The organism is Streptomyces sp. NPDC093109 (genome assembly GCF_040701725.1).
GTDB lineage: Bacteria > Actinomycetota > Actinomycetes > Streptomycetales > Streptomycetaceae > Streptomyces.
Genome location: NZ_JBFBEZ010000082.1, coordinates 1 through 14,512, shown reverse-complemented (window position 1 = coordinate 14,512; position 14,512 = coordinate 1). Strand labels below are relative to the sequence as shown.

The 14,512-nt window shown below is 71.7% G+C and carries 10 protein-coding genes; 3 read left to right on the top strand and 7 right to left on the bottom strand.

From position 1 onward, the window contains the following. Positions 1-119 precede the first annotated feature (119 nt). From AB0389_RS37270 to AB0389_RS37255, 4 genes are all read right to left on the bottom strand, one after another. On the bottom strand, positions 120-1,268 hold the full coding sequence (locus tag AB0389_RS37270) for a DUF1266 domain-containing protein (protein WP_366400025.1): 1,149 nt from the start codon (positions 1,266-1,268) through the stop codon (positions 120-122). Continuing rightward, positions 1,262-2,377 carry a DUF1266 domain-containing protein gene (locus AB0389_RS37265; protein WP_366400028.1) on the bottom strand — a complete coding sequence of 372 codons (1,116 nt, stop codon included), beginning with the start codon at positions 2,375-2,377 and terminating at the stop codon, positions 1,262-1,264. Before AB0389_RS37265 ends, AB0389_RS37270 begins: the two co-directional genes overlap by 7 nt. Before the next feature lie 219 nt (positions 2,378-2,596). Beyond that, positions 2,597-3,523: an SDR family oxidoreductase gene (locus AB0389_RS37260; RefSeq protein ID WP_366400024.1), complete on the bottom strand. Its 927-nt coding sequence runs from the start codon at positions 3,521-3,523 to the stop codon at positions 2,597-2,599. Positions 3,524-3,596: 73 nt separating this feature from the next. After that, entirely contained in the window at positions 3,597-4,232 is a 636-nt protein-coding gene (locus tag AB0389_RS37255; RefSeq protein WP_366400023.1) for an NAD(P)-binding domain-containing protein, read from the bottom strand. 176 nt (positions 4,233-4,408) lie between these two features. On the opposite strand from AB0389_RS37255, the gene AB0389_RS37250 reads away from it, so the two are divergent. Next, a complete protein-coding gene (locus AB0389_RS37250) occupies positions 4,409-5,320 on the top strand; it encodes a LysR substrate-binding domain-containing protein (RefSeq protein WP_366400022.1) in 912 nt (303 codons plus the stop codon). 74 nt (positions 5,321-5,394) lie between these two features. Here the strand turns inward: AB0389_RS37250 and AB0389_RS37245 are convergent, their stop codons facing one another. From AB0389_RS37245 to glgX, 3 genes are all read right to left on the bottom strand, one after another. After that, positions 5,395-7,248, bottom strand: a complete 1,854-nt coding sequence (locus AB0389_RS37245) for an ABC transporter ATP-binding protein (protein WP_366400027.1) — start codon at positions 7,246-7,248, stop codon at positions 5,395-5,397. A 56-nt stretch (positions 7,249-7,304) separates the two neighbouring features. After that, entirely contained in the window at positions 7,305-9,122 is a 1,818-nt protein-coding gene (locus AB0389_RS37240; protein ID WP_366400021.1) for an ABC transporter ATP-binding protein, read from the bottom strand. A 70-nt stretch (positions 9,123-9,192) separates the two neighbouring features. After that, on the bottom strand, positions 9,193-11,433 hold the full coding sequence (gene glgX / locus AB0389_RS37235) for a glycogen debranching protein GlgX (protein ID WP_366400026.1): 2,241 nt from the start codon (positions 11,431-11,433) through the stop codon (positions 9,193-9,195). 177 nt (positions 11,434-11,610) lie between these two features. Here glgX and AB0389_RS37230 point away from each other — a divergent pair, with 177 nt between their 5' ends. Together AB0389_RS37230 and AB0389_RS37225 are read left to right on the top strand one after the other, a co-directional pair. Next, positions 11,611-12,834 carry an Ig-like domain-containing protein gene (locus tag AB0389_RS37230; RefSeq protein ID WP_366400020.1) on the top strand — a complete coding sequence of 408 codons (1,224 nt, stop codon included), beginning with the start codon at positions 11,611-11,613 and terminating at the stop codon, positions 12,832-12,834. A 194-nt stretch (positions 12,835-13,028) separates the two neighbouring features. Further along, the gene (locus tag AB0389_RS37225) at positions 13,029-14,342 is read left to right on the top strand and encodes an Ig-like domain-containing protein (protein WP_366400019.1); all 1,314 of its coding nucleotides are present in this window, start codon (positions 13,029-13,031) and stop codon (positions 14,340-14,342) included. Positions 14,343-14,512 lie beyond the last annotated feature (170 nt).

Below are 14,512 nucleotides of genomic sequence, written 5' to 3'. Positions count from 1 at the left end.
GCCCTCGTAGCGGAGCTACTAGGGCATTTCGGCAACGCCGCGAGCGTGCGTGCCACGCCCCGCGAGCCCAGATCACAACCCCACACAGGCCCTAAGGGCCGGCCCGGGGCGGAACGTTCTCAGCGCCAGGGAATGTTCCGCCACGGGCTGCCCCCGTGCTCCGTCAGCACCCGGTGCGCGTCGACGTTCTGGGTGTAGAACCTGCCGTACTCCTCGTCGTCGAAGCGCAGCACCCGGCCCAGCGCGTACCCCGCGGAGAACTCCTCCCACGAGCCGTAGGCCGACTTGCTCAGCGCCCCCGCGTACACGATGGCCTGCTCCGCCTCGTGCGGGTCGCAGAACCGGGCCGACAGCCCCCAGCGGGCCAGGTTCACCGCGCGCCCGTAGTCGTACGCGACCGTCGTGGTGACCCGGCCGTCCGGCGGCAACAGCCCGTCGGCACGGAACCTCGCCTCGTACCGTACGACCCGCCGCACCAGCTCCTCGATGTCCTTGACCGCGCCCTGGCCCGCCCCCACGTCCTGGGCGTGTCCCGCGGCCGTCTCGCGCCACAGCTCGGCCGGCGGCACCTCGCCGAGGCCGGCGCGCAGCTCCTCCCGTACGCGCAGCACGAAGTCGGGCTCCGGCGGGCTGTTGCGCGCGTCGAGGAGCGCGTTCAACTGCTCCTGCCAGTCGGCGCGTCCGGTGATCCCCCAGGAGTCGCGGAGGCTCTCGCGCTCCTCCGAGTACTCCCGGCAGACCGTGCCCACCTCGTTCCACGGCACGCCGTTGCCGAACGCCAGATGTACCCCGCAGGCCAGCCCGTACGCGAGCGGCCCGTGCAGCGCGCCGTGCCGCAGCGCGAGCAGCCGGTCCCCGCTCGGACGGTCGTGCTCCGCGTAGTGGCGCAGCCACAGCGCGCGGTGGTGCGGGGTGGCGGGCAGCAGGAGCTGGGCGGGGGTGCCGGGATTGACCGCCAGCGGCTGCCCCAGGTCCCGCCACGCGAAGTTGGCGATCCACTTGAGGGTGACCCCGTGGAACACCCACTCGGGATGCCACGGCGGCAGCATTCCCCGGGTGAGGACGGGCAGCATGCTGAGGCCCGACGGGTCCCGGTACGGGCGCCAGGTCACCATGCCGGGGTCCCCCTCGACCTCCGCGCGCGGCGCGCCGATGTACAGCTCCGTGCCCGCCAGCACCCGCAGTTGCGCCTCGACATCACCGCGCGCGCCCGCCTCGTACAGCAGCTGCTCGGTCTCGGAGGGCGGCACCCAGGGGGTCATCACCATGGGATGTTCCGGTAGGGGCTCGCGGGATCCCGGGTGAGGACGCGGTGCTGGGCGAGGGTCTCCTCGTACGTGACCCTGTTCTCGTCCTCCGCGTCGTCCTCGTGGTAGCCGATCAGCCGGGCCAGCCCGTACCCGAGGGAGAACTCCGGCCAGGAGCCGTACGCCTTCCGTGCCGCCTCCCCGATCCGCAGGACGGCCCGCTCGGCCTCCGCCGGATCGCAGTACCGGGCGCCCAGCGCCATCCGTACGACGTTGACCGCGCGCCCGAGGTCGAACGCGGCCAGCGTGTCGATCCGCGCGTCGGGGGCGAGAACGCCGTCGGCGCGGAACCGGTCCTCGTACCTGACGACGCGCCACAGCAGCGCGTCCACCTCCGCCATGTCGGCGTGGGAAGCGCCGCGTTGGGCCGCCGCTCCGGTCGCGCCGTCGTACCACTCCCGAAGGGAGGGCGGGCGTCCCAGCCGCCGCGCGAGGGTGCGCCGGGTGCCCAGGACGGACTCGGTGGCGCGGCCCACGAGTTGGGCGGCCAGGAGTGAGTCGAGTGTCTGCCGGTACTCGGCGCGGCGGGTGACGCGCCACGGGGCGCGCAGCCACGAGATGTCCGTCGCGTAGCCGATGTAGGCCGCGCCGAGCCGGTTCCAGACCAGGCTGTTGTGCACGGCGAGATGCGCGCCGAGGGCCAGCCCGTGGGCGAGCGGTCCGTGCAGCGGACCGCCGCCGTCCGTGAGCAACTGCCCGCGCCGCACGCCCCCCGACCGCTCCTCGGCCGCGGGCCACGCCTTGCGCCGCGAAGGCCGGGCATCGACCGTGACGGCGTACGGCGAGCCCAGGTTGACGCCGAGCCTGCGCTGGTCGTACGGCCAGATCCGGGCGAGTTCGGCGAGGGTGGTCTCCCGGAACACCCACTCCGGGTGCCAGGGCGGCAGCATTCCGGTGGTCAGCACGGACACGCACGTACGGCCCGTCAGAGGATCACGCGCGGTGGGAAGGGGCGGGACGTAACCGGGGGTGTCGGCGTGCAGCCGGGCGACGAGGAGGTAGAGACGTCCGCGCGAGAGGGCGTCGAGGACGCTCCGGTCGTCGCCGCGTGCCACCGCCTCGGCGAGCAGCCGTTCGGCCTCCGTGGGCGGGGCGTTCCCGGCGGCCGTCGATGCCGTACCGGCCGCTGGGCCCGCCCCTGTACCGGCCTCTGTACCTGCCGTACCTGCCGTCCTGCCTGTCCCCGTCCCGGTCCCCGTTGTCACGGCTCGATCCTACGGACCGGCCGTGGCGGCGCGACGCCAGGTCCGCCCCGGGCCCCGGCGAACGCGGCTACCGCCGCGGGAACATCAGAAGTAGTGGCCGTTGTCCAGATCGGCGAGCAGGCCGGGCTGAGCGGGTTCCCAGCCGAGGGTCCGGCGGGTGACGAGGCTGGACGCCGGGTAGCTCTGCGTGACGATGTTCGTGAGGAACCCGAAGTATCCCGGCAGCATCAGTACGTCCGAGGGAATGCTCACGGCGGGCAGGCCCAGACGGCTGCCGATGGCCTCGGCGATCTGCCGGAGCGGGATGCCCCCGTCCCCCACCGCGTGCCAGTAGGAGCCGGCCGGGCCCTTCTCCAGCGCCAGGCGGAACAGGGAGGCGACATCGCGGATGTGCACGGCGTTCCACAGGTTCTCGCCGTCTCCGGGGTAGCCGACGACCCCCTTCTCCTTCGCGAGCGCGATCAGCTGCATGAGGAAGCCGGCCCGATCGGTCGTGCTGTGCGCGATGTTGGCGATGCGCACGACCGACGACCGCACTCCCTGCTCGGCGAGGTCGATCACGGCGCGCTCCACGACGTTGCGGACCCGCAGGGTGCCCTTGTACTCATCGCCGCCGGGAAGGGCCGGGTCCTCCTCGGTGACCGGCCGGCCCAGGTTCCCCGGCGAGCCTATGCTCCCCGCCGCGACCAGCGGCTTTCCCGTTCCCGCCAGTGCCTCGCCGTACGCGAGCATGATCGGGAGCTCCGCGGCGGCCACCGCGTCGAGCCCGCCGGAGGGCAGCAGGTCCTGCCGGTGCGCGACGTGGATGACGCCGTCGGAGTCCGCCGCCGCCTCCTTGAGCCCGTCGAGATCCTCCAGGCCACCGCGGCGCACCTTCGCGCCGAGCGCGGACAGTGCCGCCGCGGCTGTGTCCGACCGGGCCAGGCCGGTGACCTCGTGCCCTGCGGCGATGAGCTCGGGAACGATGTACGAACCGGAATGGCCGGTCCCGCCTGTGACGAAAACACGCATGACTGTCCTTGATCGATGAGGTGGAGGGGGGAGTGAGGAGGTGGAAAGGAGTGAGGGAGCGGCACGGGTGCGCTCAGGCGAGAACGCTGACGTCGATGGAGAAATTGGTGTGCTTGACGGAGTGGGCGACGAGGCCCAACGACAGCAGAGTGACGTTCTCCAGTACCCGCGCCATGGGCAGCTCTCCGGTGTCCATGGGGCGCAGTCCCAGGCTCTCGATGAATTCCGAAACGCGCGCCTTTGCCTGCGCGTCGTCACCGGCGATGAAAACGTCCAATGAGCGGCCCTCGGCCGGACCGGCCGCCAGAATATGGGAGAACAGGGTATTGAACGCCTTGACGACATGCGCGCCGGCGGGGGCGGCCTTGGCGATCTCCTGAGCGCCGGAACTGCCCTCGGGAGTGACAAAGCTCTTGAAATCGGGGGTGACCGGGTTGGTGATATCGATGATGACCTTGCCGTGCAGTGCGTCCCCGTACGCGCTGACCACCGCCGCCGCGCCGGCGTACGGCACAGCGATGATGACGATGTCCCCGGTCGGGGCGGTGCCGGCCGTCCCGACCGTGGCGCCGCCGCCGAGCGTGGCGGCCAATTCCTCGGCCTTGGCCCCGTCGCGGCCGATGAGCTCGACGGCGTTGCCGCCGGCGAGTGCCCGGCCGGCCAGGGCGGCGGCCATGTTCCCCAGGCCGATAATGCTGATGCTGCTCATGGGTGAGCCTGCTTTCTGAAGCTTTGGGGCTTTCTTTATTCCCGAATTCTTGATTTCGGAATTCGGTCCGGCCCCCTTGGGCGCCTATTTAGAATGCCATTGGCCCGAGTGCGGTGTCCAAGACCTATTTCAGCCGTGGTGATACCCTGAAGGCATCGCCGGACGGGGAGATTTTCATGGATCTGGACCTGCGCAAGGTGCGCTACTTCGTCGCCGTCGCCGACGCGTTGCACTTCGGCCGCGCCGCCGATGAGCTGCACATCGCGCAGCCGGTGCTCAGCCGGCAGATCCGCGCGCTGGAACAGGATCTCGGCACCCCGCTGCTGACACGGGACAGCCACGGCGTGGTGCTGACCGACGCAGGCAGGCAGTTGCTGACCGACGCCGGCCCGCTGCTCGCCTCCGCGCACGCGGTCCGCCACCGGGTGACCGTGGCCGCGCGGGGCAGCCGGCGGATCACGGTCGGCTTCCGGGCGGGCATCGCGGTTGCCCCGGCGGTGCAGCTGTTCGCCGCCCGCCACCCGGACGTTCTGGTGGACGTACAGCGGATCGAATGGGACGACCAGGCCCCGATGCTGCTCGACGGCCGCATCGACATCGGCTACGTACGGCTGCCCATGGACGAGACCGGCCTGCGCGTCACCCCGCTGTACACCGAGCCGCGGGTGGCGGTGCTGCCCACCGGCCACCGATTGGCGGGCCGGGAGCAGATCACCGAGGCCGACCTGGCCGGTGAGCCGCTGGTCTGGCACATGGACACGAGCACACAGCCCACCAGACGGCCGCACCCCAACTCCGGGTATCTGGTGCGCGGGGTGGACGAGACGCTCGAACATGTCGCGGCCGGCCGGGGCATCTCGTTCCTGGCCCGTTCGGCGACCGTGTTCTACTCACATCCGAACATCAGTTACGTGCCCGTCCTGGATCTGGCGTCCGATCAGGTGTGCCTCGCGGTGGCGGAATCGCACACCTCGCCGGTGGTCGACGACTTCTTCACCGCGGCTCGGGCGGCGGCCGAGGTCACGGCGGAGTGCGGGAACTACGAGATGTGGCAGCTTGGAAGGGGCGCCCTTTCACCGCACGACTGAGCAGCTCGCCCGAGACCTCGCCCGAGACCTCGCCCGAGGCCTCGCCAGAGCAGGGGACGGGGACGGGGGACGGATCACGCCAGGCTGTCCCGCCACGCGCGGTGCAGCCCCGCGAAGCGCCCGGTGCCGGCGATGAGTTCGGCGGGGGCGCCGTCCTCCACGATCCGGCCGTGCTCCATCACCAGGACCCGGTCCGCGATCTCGACCGTGGAGAGCCGGTGGGCGATCACCATCGCCGTACGGCCGTGCAGGACGGTGTCCATCGCCCGCTGCACCGCGCGCTCGCCCGGCACGTCGAGCGAGCTGGTCGCCTCGTCGAGGATGAGGACGGCCGGGTCGGCGAGGAGCGCGCGGGCGAAGGCGACGAGCTGGCGCTGGCCGGCGGAGATCCGGCCGCCGCGCTTGCGCACGTCCGTGTCGTACCCCTCCGGGAGGCCGCTGATGAAATCGTGGGCGCCGATGGCCTTCGCGGCCCGCTCGATGTCCGCGCGGGAGGCGTCGGGGCGGCCGATGGCGATGTTCTCGGCGACCGTGCCGGAGAACAGGAACGCCTCCTGCGTCACCATCACCACCCCGCGCCGCAGTTCGGGCGTCTCCAGGTCGCGCAGATCGACCCCGTCGAGCAGCACCCGGCCCGACGTCGGGTCGTAGAACCGGGCCAGCAGCTTGGCCAGCGTGGACTTTCCCGCGCCCGTCGAGCCGACGACCGCGACCGTCTGCCCGGCCGGCACCGTCAGATCGAAGCGCGGCAGCACCTCCCCGCCCGTACGGTACGAGAACGCCACCCCGTCGAAGACGGCCTCGCGGCCCGGGTGTTCCCCCGCGAGCGGCGGCAGCGGCCGGGGGCGCGCGGGCTCGGGCACCGAGGGCGTCTGGGCCAGCAGCCCGGCGATCTTCTCCAGCGAGGCCGCCGCCGACTGGTACGAGTTGAGGAACATCGCCATCCGGTCGATCGGCTCGTACAGCCGGCGCAGATACAGCACGGCCGCCGCCAGCACCCCGAGCGCCAGGGTGCCGCCCGCGACCCGGTACGCGCCCCAGAGCACCATCCCGGCGATGGCGACATTGGCGACGAGCCGCGAGCCGACCACATAGCGGGCCATCTCCAGCAGCGCGTCGCCGTTGCTCCGCTCGTGGGTCCGGTTGAGCGCGTGGAACGCCGTGTCGTTGGCGTGCTCGCGGCGGAACGCCCGTACGGGCCGGATGCCGTTCATCGTCTCGGCGAACTTCACGATGACGGCGGCGATCGCGGTGGACCGCCGCCCGAAGACCAGCGCGGACCTGCGTCGGTAGAGCCGTACGAGCAGATAGAGCGGGACGAACGAGCCCACGGCCATCGCGCCGATGCCCAGATCCAGATAGAGCAGCATCGCCCCGATGTACGCGAACGCCAGCACCACCCCGATGAGCTCCTGGAGCCCCTCGTTCAACAGCTCCCGCAGGGACTCCACATCGGTGGTCGACCGGGAGATCAGCCGGCCCGAGGTGTACCGCTCGTGGAAGTCCACGCTGAGGGCCTGCGCGTGCCGGAAGATCCGGCCGCGCAGATCGAGCAGCACGTCCTGGTTGATCCGGGCGGCGGCGCGCACGAACGCGTACTGGAACGCCCCCGACCCCAGCGCGCAGACCAGATACCCCGCGCCGACCGCGTACAGCGGCCCGTGGTCACCGGTCCTGAAGGCGGGCACACCGCGGTCGATGGCGTACGCGACGAGCAGCGGCCCCGCCTGCGCGGCGGCCTGCTGGAGCAGCAGGAGCAGCGCGGCCACCGCGAGCCGCGCCCGCGCGCTGTCCAGCAGGGACCGCAGCAGCGCCCCGGTCGCCCCGGCGGGCGCGGGCAGCGCGTCCCGCTCGAAGGAGTCGGCGAGGGACGCGGGTCCGGGGGCGGAGCCGGGTCCGGAGGCGGTAACGGGCGCCGGGGCAGGCATGCCCGGCGCCGCGACCGGCTCCGTACCCGGACCCTGGTCCGTGCTGGTCGATGTCGTCACCTGTCGCTCCCCTCAAGGGCCTTGGCGCCCGTGTGCGGCTCTGTCCCCGCCATCAGCCACGCGTACTCCGCGCTGGTGCGCAGCAGCTCCTGGTGGGTGCCGACCGCGGCGATCCGGCCGTCCGAGAGCAGGGCCACCCGGTCGGCGAGCAGGACGGTCGAGGGGCGGTGGGCGACGATCAGGGCGGTGGTCTCGCGCAGGACGCGGCGCAGCGCCGCCTCCACGAGGGCCTCGGTATGGACGTCCAGCGCGGACAGCGGGTCGTCGAGCACCAGGAAGCGGGGGCGGCCCACCACCGCGCGGGCCAGCGCGAGGCGTTGGCGCTGGCCGCCGGAGAGGCTGTGGCCCTGCTCGCCGACCTCGGTACGGATGCCGTCGGGCAGATCGGTGACGAAGCCGGCCTGCGCCACGTCCAGCGCGCGCGACAGCGCCGCCTCGTCGGCGTCGGCCGCGCCCATCAGGACGTTCTCACCGACGCTCGCGGAGAACAGCGTCGGCTCCTCGAACGCCACCGACACCAGCTCGCGCAGCCGCCGGCGCTCCATCAGGGCGATGTCCTCGCCGTCCAGCGTGATCCGCCCGGCGGTCACCTCGTGCAGACGCGGTACGAGCGCGGTGAGCGTCGTCTTGCCGGAACCGGTCGCGCCGACCAGCGCCAGCGTCTCGCCCGGCCTGATGTGCAGATCGATGCCGTCCAGCACGGCACCGGGCGCCTCCGGGTAGTGGAACCCGACCGCCTCGAAGCGCAGCCCGTCCTCCTGGACGGCCACCGGACCGGAAGCCGTGGTCCCGGAACCGGCCGTCTCCTTCTCCTCCGGTACGTCCATCACCTCGAAGTACCGCTCGGTCGCCGTCGCCGCCTCCTGGCAGAGCGCCAGAATGAACCCGATCGACTCCACCGGCCAGCGCAGCGCCAGCGCCGTCGACAGGAACGCGACCAGCGTGCCCGCCGACAGACCGCCGTCCGCGACCTGGATCGTGCCGAGCACCAGCGCCGCGCCGATGGCCAGCTCCGGGATCGTCATGATCACGCCCCAGATGCCCGCCAGCAGCCGCGCCTTCCCCAGCTCCGTCGTCCGCAGCCGCCGTGTCAGCGCGCGGAAGGCGAGCGACTGGCTGTGGTGGCGGCCGAAACCCTTGATGATCCGGATCCCGAGGACACCCTCCTCGACCACCGTCGTCAGATCACCGACCTGGTCCTGCGCCCGCCGCGCGGCCAGCGAGTACCGCGACTCGAAGAGCGAGCAGAGAATCATCAGCGGCACCACGGGAATCAGCAGCACCAGCCCGAGCGTCCACTCCTGCACCAGCAGGATGACAAAACCCGCCAGAATCGTCGTGGCGTTGACCAGCAGGAACGTCAGCGGGAACGCCAGGAACATCCGCAGCAGCATCAGATCCGTCGTCCCCCGCGACAGCAACTGCCCCGAGGCCCAGCGGTCGTGGAAGGCGATCGGCAGCCGTTGCAGATGACGGTAGAGCGCGGCCCGCATCGCCGCCTCCACCCCCGCCAGCGGACGCGCCACCAGCCAGCGCCGGAACCCGAACAGCACGGCCTCGACGATCCCGAGCACCAGCAGCGCCAGCGCGCCGAGCCAGACACCCCCGGGATCCCGGTCGGTGACTGGACCGTCCACCATCCACTTCAGGACGAGCGGAATCACCAGCCCCAGACACGACGCGACGACCGCGACGAACGCCGCACTGAACAGCCGCGCCCGCACCGGCCGTACGTACGGCCAGAGCCGCAGCAGCGTGCGCACGGCGGACGGATTCCGGGAGGCAGCGTCGTCGGCTGCGGGCGTATGGGTCATCAGGGTCGAGCCTACGGTTCACCACTGACAGCGCTCACGTGGTTTTCCCGCCGACGTGCCTCCCCGGCCGCTACACCTCCGTACCCACCCGGAACAGCAGCACCGACCGTCCCGGCAGCCGCACCGCCGTTCCCGCCTCGTGGACCGTGCCCGGCGCCTTGTCCTGTTCCTCGCGTGCCGTGTCGACCACCAGCTCGTACCGTCGTGCCCAGGGCGGGCCCGGCAGGAGGAACTCCCGTTCCTCGTGGCCCGCGTGGAGCACCGTCAGGAAGCTGGCGTCCGTGATGCGCTCGCCGCGCTCGTCGCGGCCGGGGATGTCCCGGCCCGACAGGAAGAGTCCCAGCGTCGAGGCCGGCGCGTACCAGTCCTCCTCCGTCATCTCCGCGCCCAGCGGCGTGAACCAGGCCAGATCCCGCAGGCCGTCAGGGTCGCGCGGGAGGCCGGAGAAGAAGGCGCGGCGGCGCAGGACCGGGTGGGCGGCCCGGAGGGCGAGCAGCCGGGTGGTCAGGCGGTGCAGTCCGGCCGCCGCGCCCGCCGGGTCGTCCAGCAGCGACCAGTCGAGCCAGCTCACCTCGCTGTCCTGGCAGTACGCGTTGTTGTTGCCGCCCTGCGTACGGCCCATCTCGTCGCCCGCGACCAGCATCGGGACGCCCGTCGACACCAGCAGTGTGGTCAGCAGATTGCGCAGCTGACGGCGGCGCAGCGCGTTGACGCGGGCGTCGTCCGTCTCGCCCTCGGCGCCGCAGTTCCAGGAGCGGTTGTCGTTCGTGCCGTCCCGGTTGCCCTCGCCGTTGGCCTCGTTGTGCTTGTGCTCGTACGAGACGAGGTCGCGCAGCGTGAACCCGTCGTGCGCGGTGATGAAGTTGACGGAGGCGTACGGGCGCCGGCCGCCCCACGCGTAGAGGTCGCTCGACCCCGACAGCCGGTAGCCGAGGTCGCGCACATCGGGCAGGGCGCCGCGCCAGAAGTCCCGTACGGCGTCCCGGTAGCGGTCGTTCCACTCCGTCCAGAGGGGAGGGAACGCCCCCACCTGGTAGCCGCCGTTGCCCACGTCCCACGGCTCGGCGATCAGCTTCACCCGGCGCAGGACGGGGTCCTGGGCGATCACCGCGAGGAACGGCGAGAGCATGTCCACGTCGTGCATGGAGCGGGCGAGGGCCGCCGCCAGATCGAAGCGGAAGCCGTCGACGCCCATCTCCGTGACCCAGTAGCGCAGCGAGTCGGTGATCAGCCGCAGCACGTTCGGCTGGACCACGTGGAGGGTGTTGCCGCAGCCGGTGTAGTCCGTGTAGCGGCGGGCGTCGGACGGCAGCCGGTAGTAGCCGCGGTTGTCGATGCCGCGCAGCGAGAGCGTCGGGCCCCGCTCGCCGGCCTCGGCCGTGTGGTTGTAGACGACGTCGAGGATGACCTCGATCCCGGCGTCGTGCAGCGCCCGCACCATCGCCTTGAACTCCGCGACCTGCTGGCCGCGGGTGCCGGTCGCCGCGTAACCGGCGTGCGGGGCGAAGTAGCCGATGGAGTTGTAGCCCCAGTAGTTGCGCAGCCCGCGCCGGAGCAGATGGTCCTCGTGGGCGAACTGGTGTACGGGCAGCAGCTCGACCGCCGTCACCCCGAGCCGCCGCAGATGGCCGACGGCCGCCGGGTGCGCGAGCCCCGCGTACGTACCGCGCAGCTCCTCGGGGATGTCCGGGTGGCGCTGGGTGAACCCCTTCACATGCAGCTCGTAGATGACCGAGTCGGCCCAGGGCGTCTTGGGCCGCCGGTCGTCGGCCCACTCGTCGCCGGGCGCGTCGTCGTGGACGACGACCCCCTTCGGGACGTACGGCGCCGAGTCGCGGTCGTCGCGCACGGTGTCCGCGATGTGCTGCTGCGGCCAGTCGCGGACATGGCCGTACACCTCGGGCGGCAGCGCGAAGTCGCCGTCGACCGCGCGCGCGTACGGATCGAGCAGCAGCTTCGCCGGATTCCAGCGGGCGCCCGTCCACGGGTCCCAGCGGCCGTGGACCCGGAAGCCGTAGCGCGTGCCGGGCCGGACGCCGGGCACGAAGCCGTGCCAGATCTCATGCGTCAGCTCGGTCAGCGGCAGCCGGGTCTCGACTTCCGCCGGGCGGCCCTCCCCGAAATCGTCGGCCTCTGTAAAGAGGCACACCTCCACCGCCTCCGCGCCCCCCGCCCAGAGCGCGAAATTGGTCCCCGCGACCCCGTCGGGCCCCACCCGGTAGCGCGCGCCGAGCGGCGTCGGAGCCCCCGGCCACACCTCGGGCGGCGCCTCGGCGCGTACGACACGGAGCCCCTGGGGGATTTTCGGCACTGCCTTCTGTTCGGCTGCGCTCGCCACTGACCGGCCTCCCGCGGCTCAACGGCCCCGCGGCGCGGAGCGCACGGCGTCCCGGCCGTGGCTCTCCTCGCGGGGTCCTCCTCCCTGTTCTGCCCGCTGAAAGGCCCGCCCTCACGTTTCCCCCGGAGGGGGGTGGTCGTTGGGCGGGGCGTGAGACACCTAACGAAGCGGGCGGGGAGCGGCAGAGCCGCCGCCCTGACATGCGCAGGACTGGTGGCCGTACTGGCCCTACTGTCGGGATGCACCGGCGCGGCAACGTTCACCGAGGGCAAGTCGCCGCGCGCCCCCGGGGACACCATCAGCGTCACCCCGGAGGACGGGGCCAAGGGCATCGGCCGTACGGACCCGGTCGAGGTGAGCGTGCCGGACGGCCGGCTGGAACGGGTCACGGTGACCCGGATCGAGGACGCCCAGCCGGCGGAGCTGCCGGGAGAGCTCTCCGACGACGGCCGCACCTGGACCCCGAAGAGCGGCGCGCGGGTCGCGCTCGCCGCCAAATACAGCGTGGACGCGGTCGCCGTGGACGGCGCCGGACGCCGCTCCGCGCGCCACACCACCTTCACGACGGCGGTCCCCACCGACCGGTTCATCGGCTACTTCTCGCCGGAGAACCGCTCCACCGTCGGCACCGGCATGATCATCTCCTTCGACTTCAACCGGAAGATCCGCGACCGCGCCGCCGTCCAGCGCGCCATCAGCGTGAGCGCGGACCCGCCGGTGGAGATCGCGGGCCACTGGTTCGGCGACCAGCGGCTCGACTTCCGGCCCCGGGAGTACTGGGAGCCGGGCACCGCGGTCACCATCGCGCTCGCGCTGCGGGACGTACAGGCCGCGCCGGGCGTCTTCGGCATCCAGGACAAGACCATCGGCTTCACGGTCGGCCGCTCCCAGGTGTCCCTGGTCGACGCCGAGAAACACACCATGGAGGTACGGCGGGACGGCGACCTGGTCTCGACCCTGCCGATCACCGCGGGCGCCCCGAAGAGCACCACGTACAACGGGAAGATGGTGGTCACCGAGTTGTACGACGTCACGCGCATGGACGGCAGAACGGTCGGGTTCGGCGGCGAGTACGACATCAAGGACGTCCCGCACGCCATCCGGCTCACCACCTCGGGCACCTTCCTGCACGGCAACTACTGGGCGGACTCGGACACGTTCGGCTCCGAGAACGTCAGCCACGGCTGCGTCGGACTGCGCGACGTCAAGGGCGGCGGGGCCGAGACCCCGGCGGGCTGGTTCTTCGACCGGACGCTGATCGGCGATGTGGTGGAGGTGGTCAACTCCCGTGACCGTACGGTCGCTCCCGACAACGGGCTCGGCGGCTGGAACCTCGACTGGAACCGGTGGAAGGCCGGTTCGGCGCTCCACTGAGCCAACGCCCGCGCTCCGCCCCTGCCTCGCCCCCGCCACGGCCTCCCTCACCCGCTGCTCGTGTTGGGACAGAACGGTCACAATCCAGTGATCACCACCGCACTCACCATGTGATTATCTAGCGGTATGTGCGCGCTTTCGGCGCGCCGGAGTGCGGGCCGTGGCGGGGCCAGGCCGTGCGAGGGGAGACGACCATGGTGAACGGGCTGCCGATATCGGCGACAGCGGCGAAATCGGCGACATCGGCGACATCGGACGCGCGGGGGCGGGCACGGGGCCGGGGCCGGGCAGGCCGGGCGGGCCGGGGCACCGGCCCGCTGGCCGTCCTGCTCGGCGTCCTGCTCCTGCTGGTCACCGCGTGCGGCGGCGGCGGGGGCGGGGGCGGGACCGGCAAGGACGGCGGCAAGGACGACGCCAAGGGCTCCGCGAAGGTCAAGAACGCCGCGTCCGTCGCGGTGGTGACGATCGCTCCGAAGGACAAGGCCGACGGGGTCGCCACCACCGGCACCCTCAAGGTGACCGCCGGCAAGGGCAAGCTGACCTCCGTCACCGTCAAGGACGACAAGGGCACGGCCGTCGAGGGCGAGATCTCCGCCGACGGCGCCGCCTGGGAGCCGCTCCAGCATCTGGCCGGCGCCACCAAGTACCTGGTGCACGCGGTCGCCGAGGACGCCGACGGCCGCGAGTCCGCCAGGGACACCACCTTCACCACCCTCGTACCGAAGAACACCTTCATCGGCCACTTCACCCCGGAGGACGGCTCCACGGTCGGCGTCGGCATGCCGGTCTCGATCAACTTCACCCGCGGCATCACCGAGCCGGACGCCGTCAAGAAGGCCATCACGGTGACGGCGAAGCCGTCCGTACCGATCGAGGGCCACTGGTTCGGCAACGACCGGCTGGACTTCCGCCCCGAGAAGTACTGGGCGGCGGGTACGAAGGTGACGGTCAAGCTCAACCTGGACGGCGTCGAGGGCCGCCCCGGCGTCTACGGCGAGCAGGCCAAGTCGTTCTCCTTCACGATCGGCCGCAGCCAGGTCTCGACCGTGGACGCGAGCGCCAAGACCATGAAGGTCGTCCGCGACGGCAAGCAGATCAAGAACATCCCGATCACCGCGGGCGCCCCGTCGACCACCACGTACAACGGCCAGATGGTGATCAGCGAGAAGTACGCGGTGACCCGGATGAACGGCGCGACGGTCGGCTTCGGCGGCGAGTACGACATCAAGGACGTCCCGCACGCCATGCGCCTGTCCACGTCGGGCACCTTCGTCCACGGCAACTACTGGGCGTCGTCGGGCACCTTCGGCTCGGCGAACGTCAGCCACGGCTGCGTGGGCCTGCGGGACATCCGCGGCGGCGGGGACAACGGCACGCCGTCGGCGTGGTTCTACAACGCGTCGATCATCGGTGACGTGGTCGTCGTGAAGAACTCGGACGACAAGCAGATCGCCCCGGACAACGGCCTGAACGGCTGGAACATGTCCTGGTCGGAGTGGACCAAGTAGCCCTGGACCGAGAAGCGGACGGGCCCGGCGCAGCACGGTACGACACCGTGCGCCGGGCCCGTTGTCGTGAGCGAGCGTTAGGGCCTGTGTGGGGTTGTGATCTGGGCTCGCGGGGCGTGGCACGCACGCTCGCGGCGTTGCCGAAATGCCCTAGTAGCTCCGCTACGAGG

Bases quoted from the DNA above. Each gene is read 5' to 3' on its own strand.
- AB0389_RS37225 (WP_366400019.1), top strand. From the start codon at position 13,029: ATGGTGAACGGGCTGCCGATATCGGCGACAGCGGCGAAATCGGCGACA.
- AB0389_RS37245 (WP_366400027.1), bottom strand. From the start codon at position 7,248: ATGCCTGCCCCGGCGCCCGTTACCGCCTCCGGACCCGGCTCCGCCCCC.
- AB0389_RS37260 (WP_366400024.1), bottom strand. From the start codon at position 3,523: ATGCGTGTTTTCGTCACAGGCGGGACCGGCCATTCCGGTTCGTACATC.
- AB0389_RS37255 (WP_366400023.1), bottom strand. From the start codon at position 4,232: ATGAGCAGCATCAGCATTATCGGCCTGGGGAACATGGCCGCCGCCCTG.
- AB0389_RS37270 (WP_366400025.1), bottom strand. From the start codon at position 1,268: ATGGTGATGACCCCCTGGGTGCCGCCCTCCGAGACCGAGCAGCTGCTG.
- AB0389_RS37240 (WP_366400021.1), bottom strand. From the start codon at position 9,122: ATGACCCATACGCCCGCAGCCGACGACGCTGCCTCCCGGAATCCGTCC.
- AB0389_RS37250 (WP_366400022.1), top strand. From the start codon at position 4,409: ATGGATCTGGACCTGCGCAAGGTGCGCTACTTCGTCGCCGTCGCCGAC.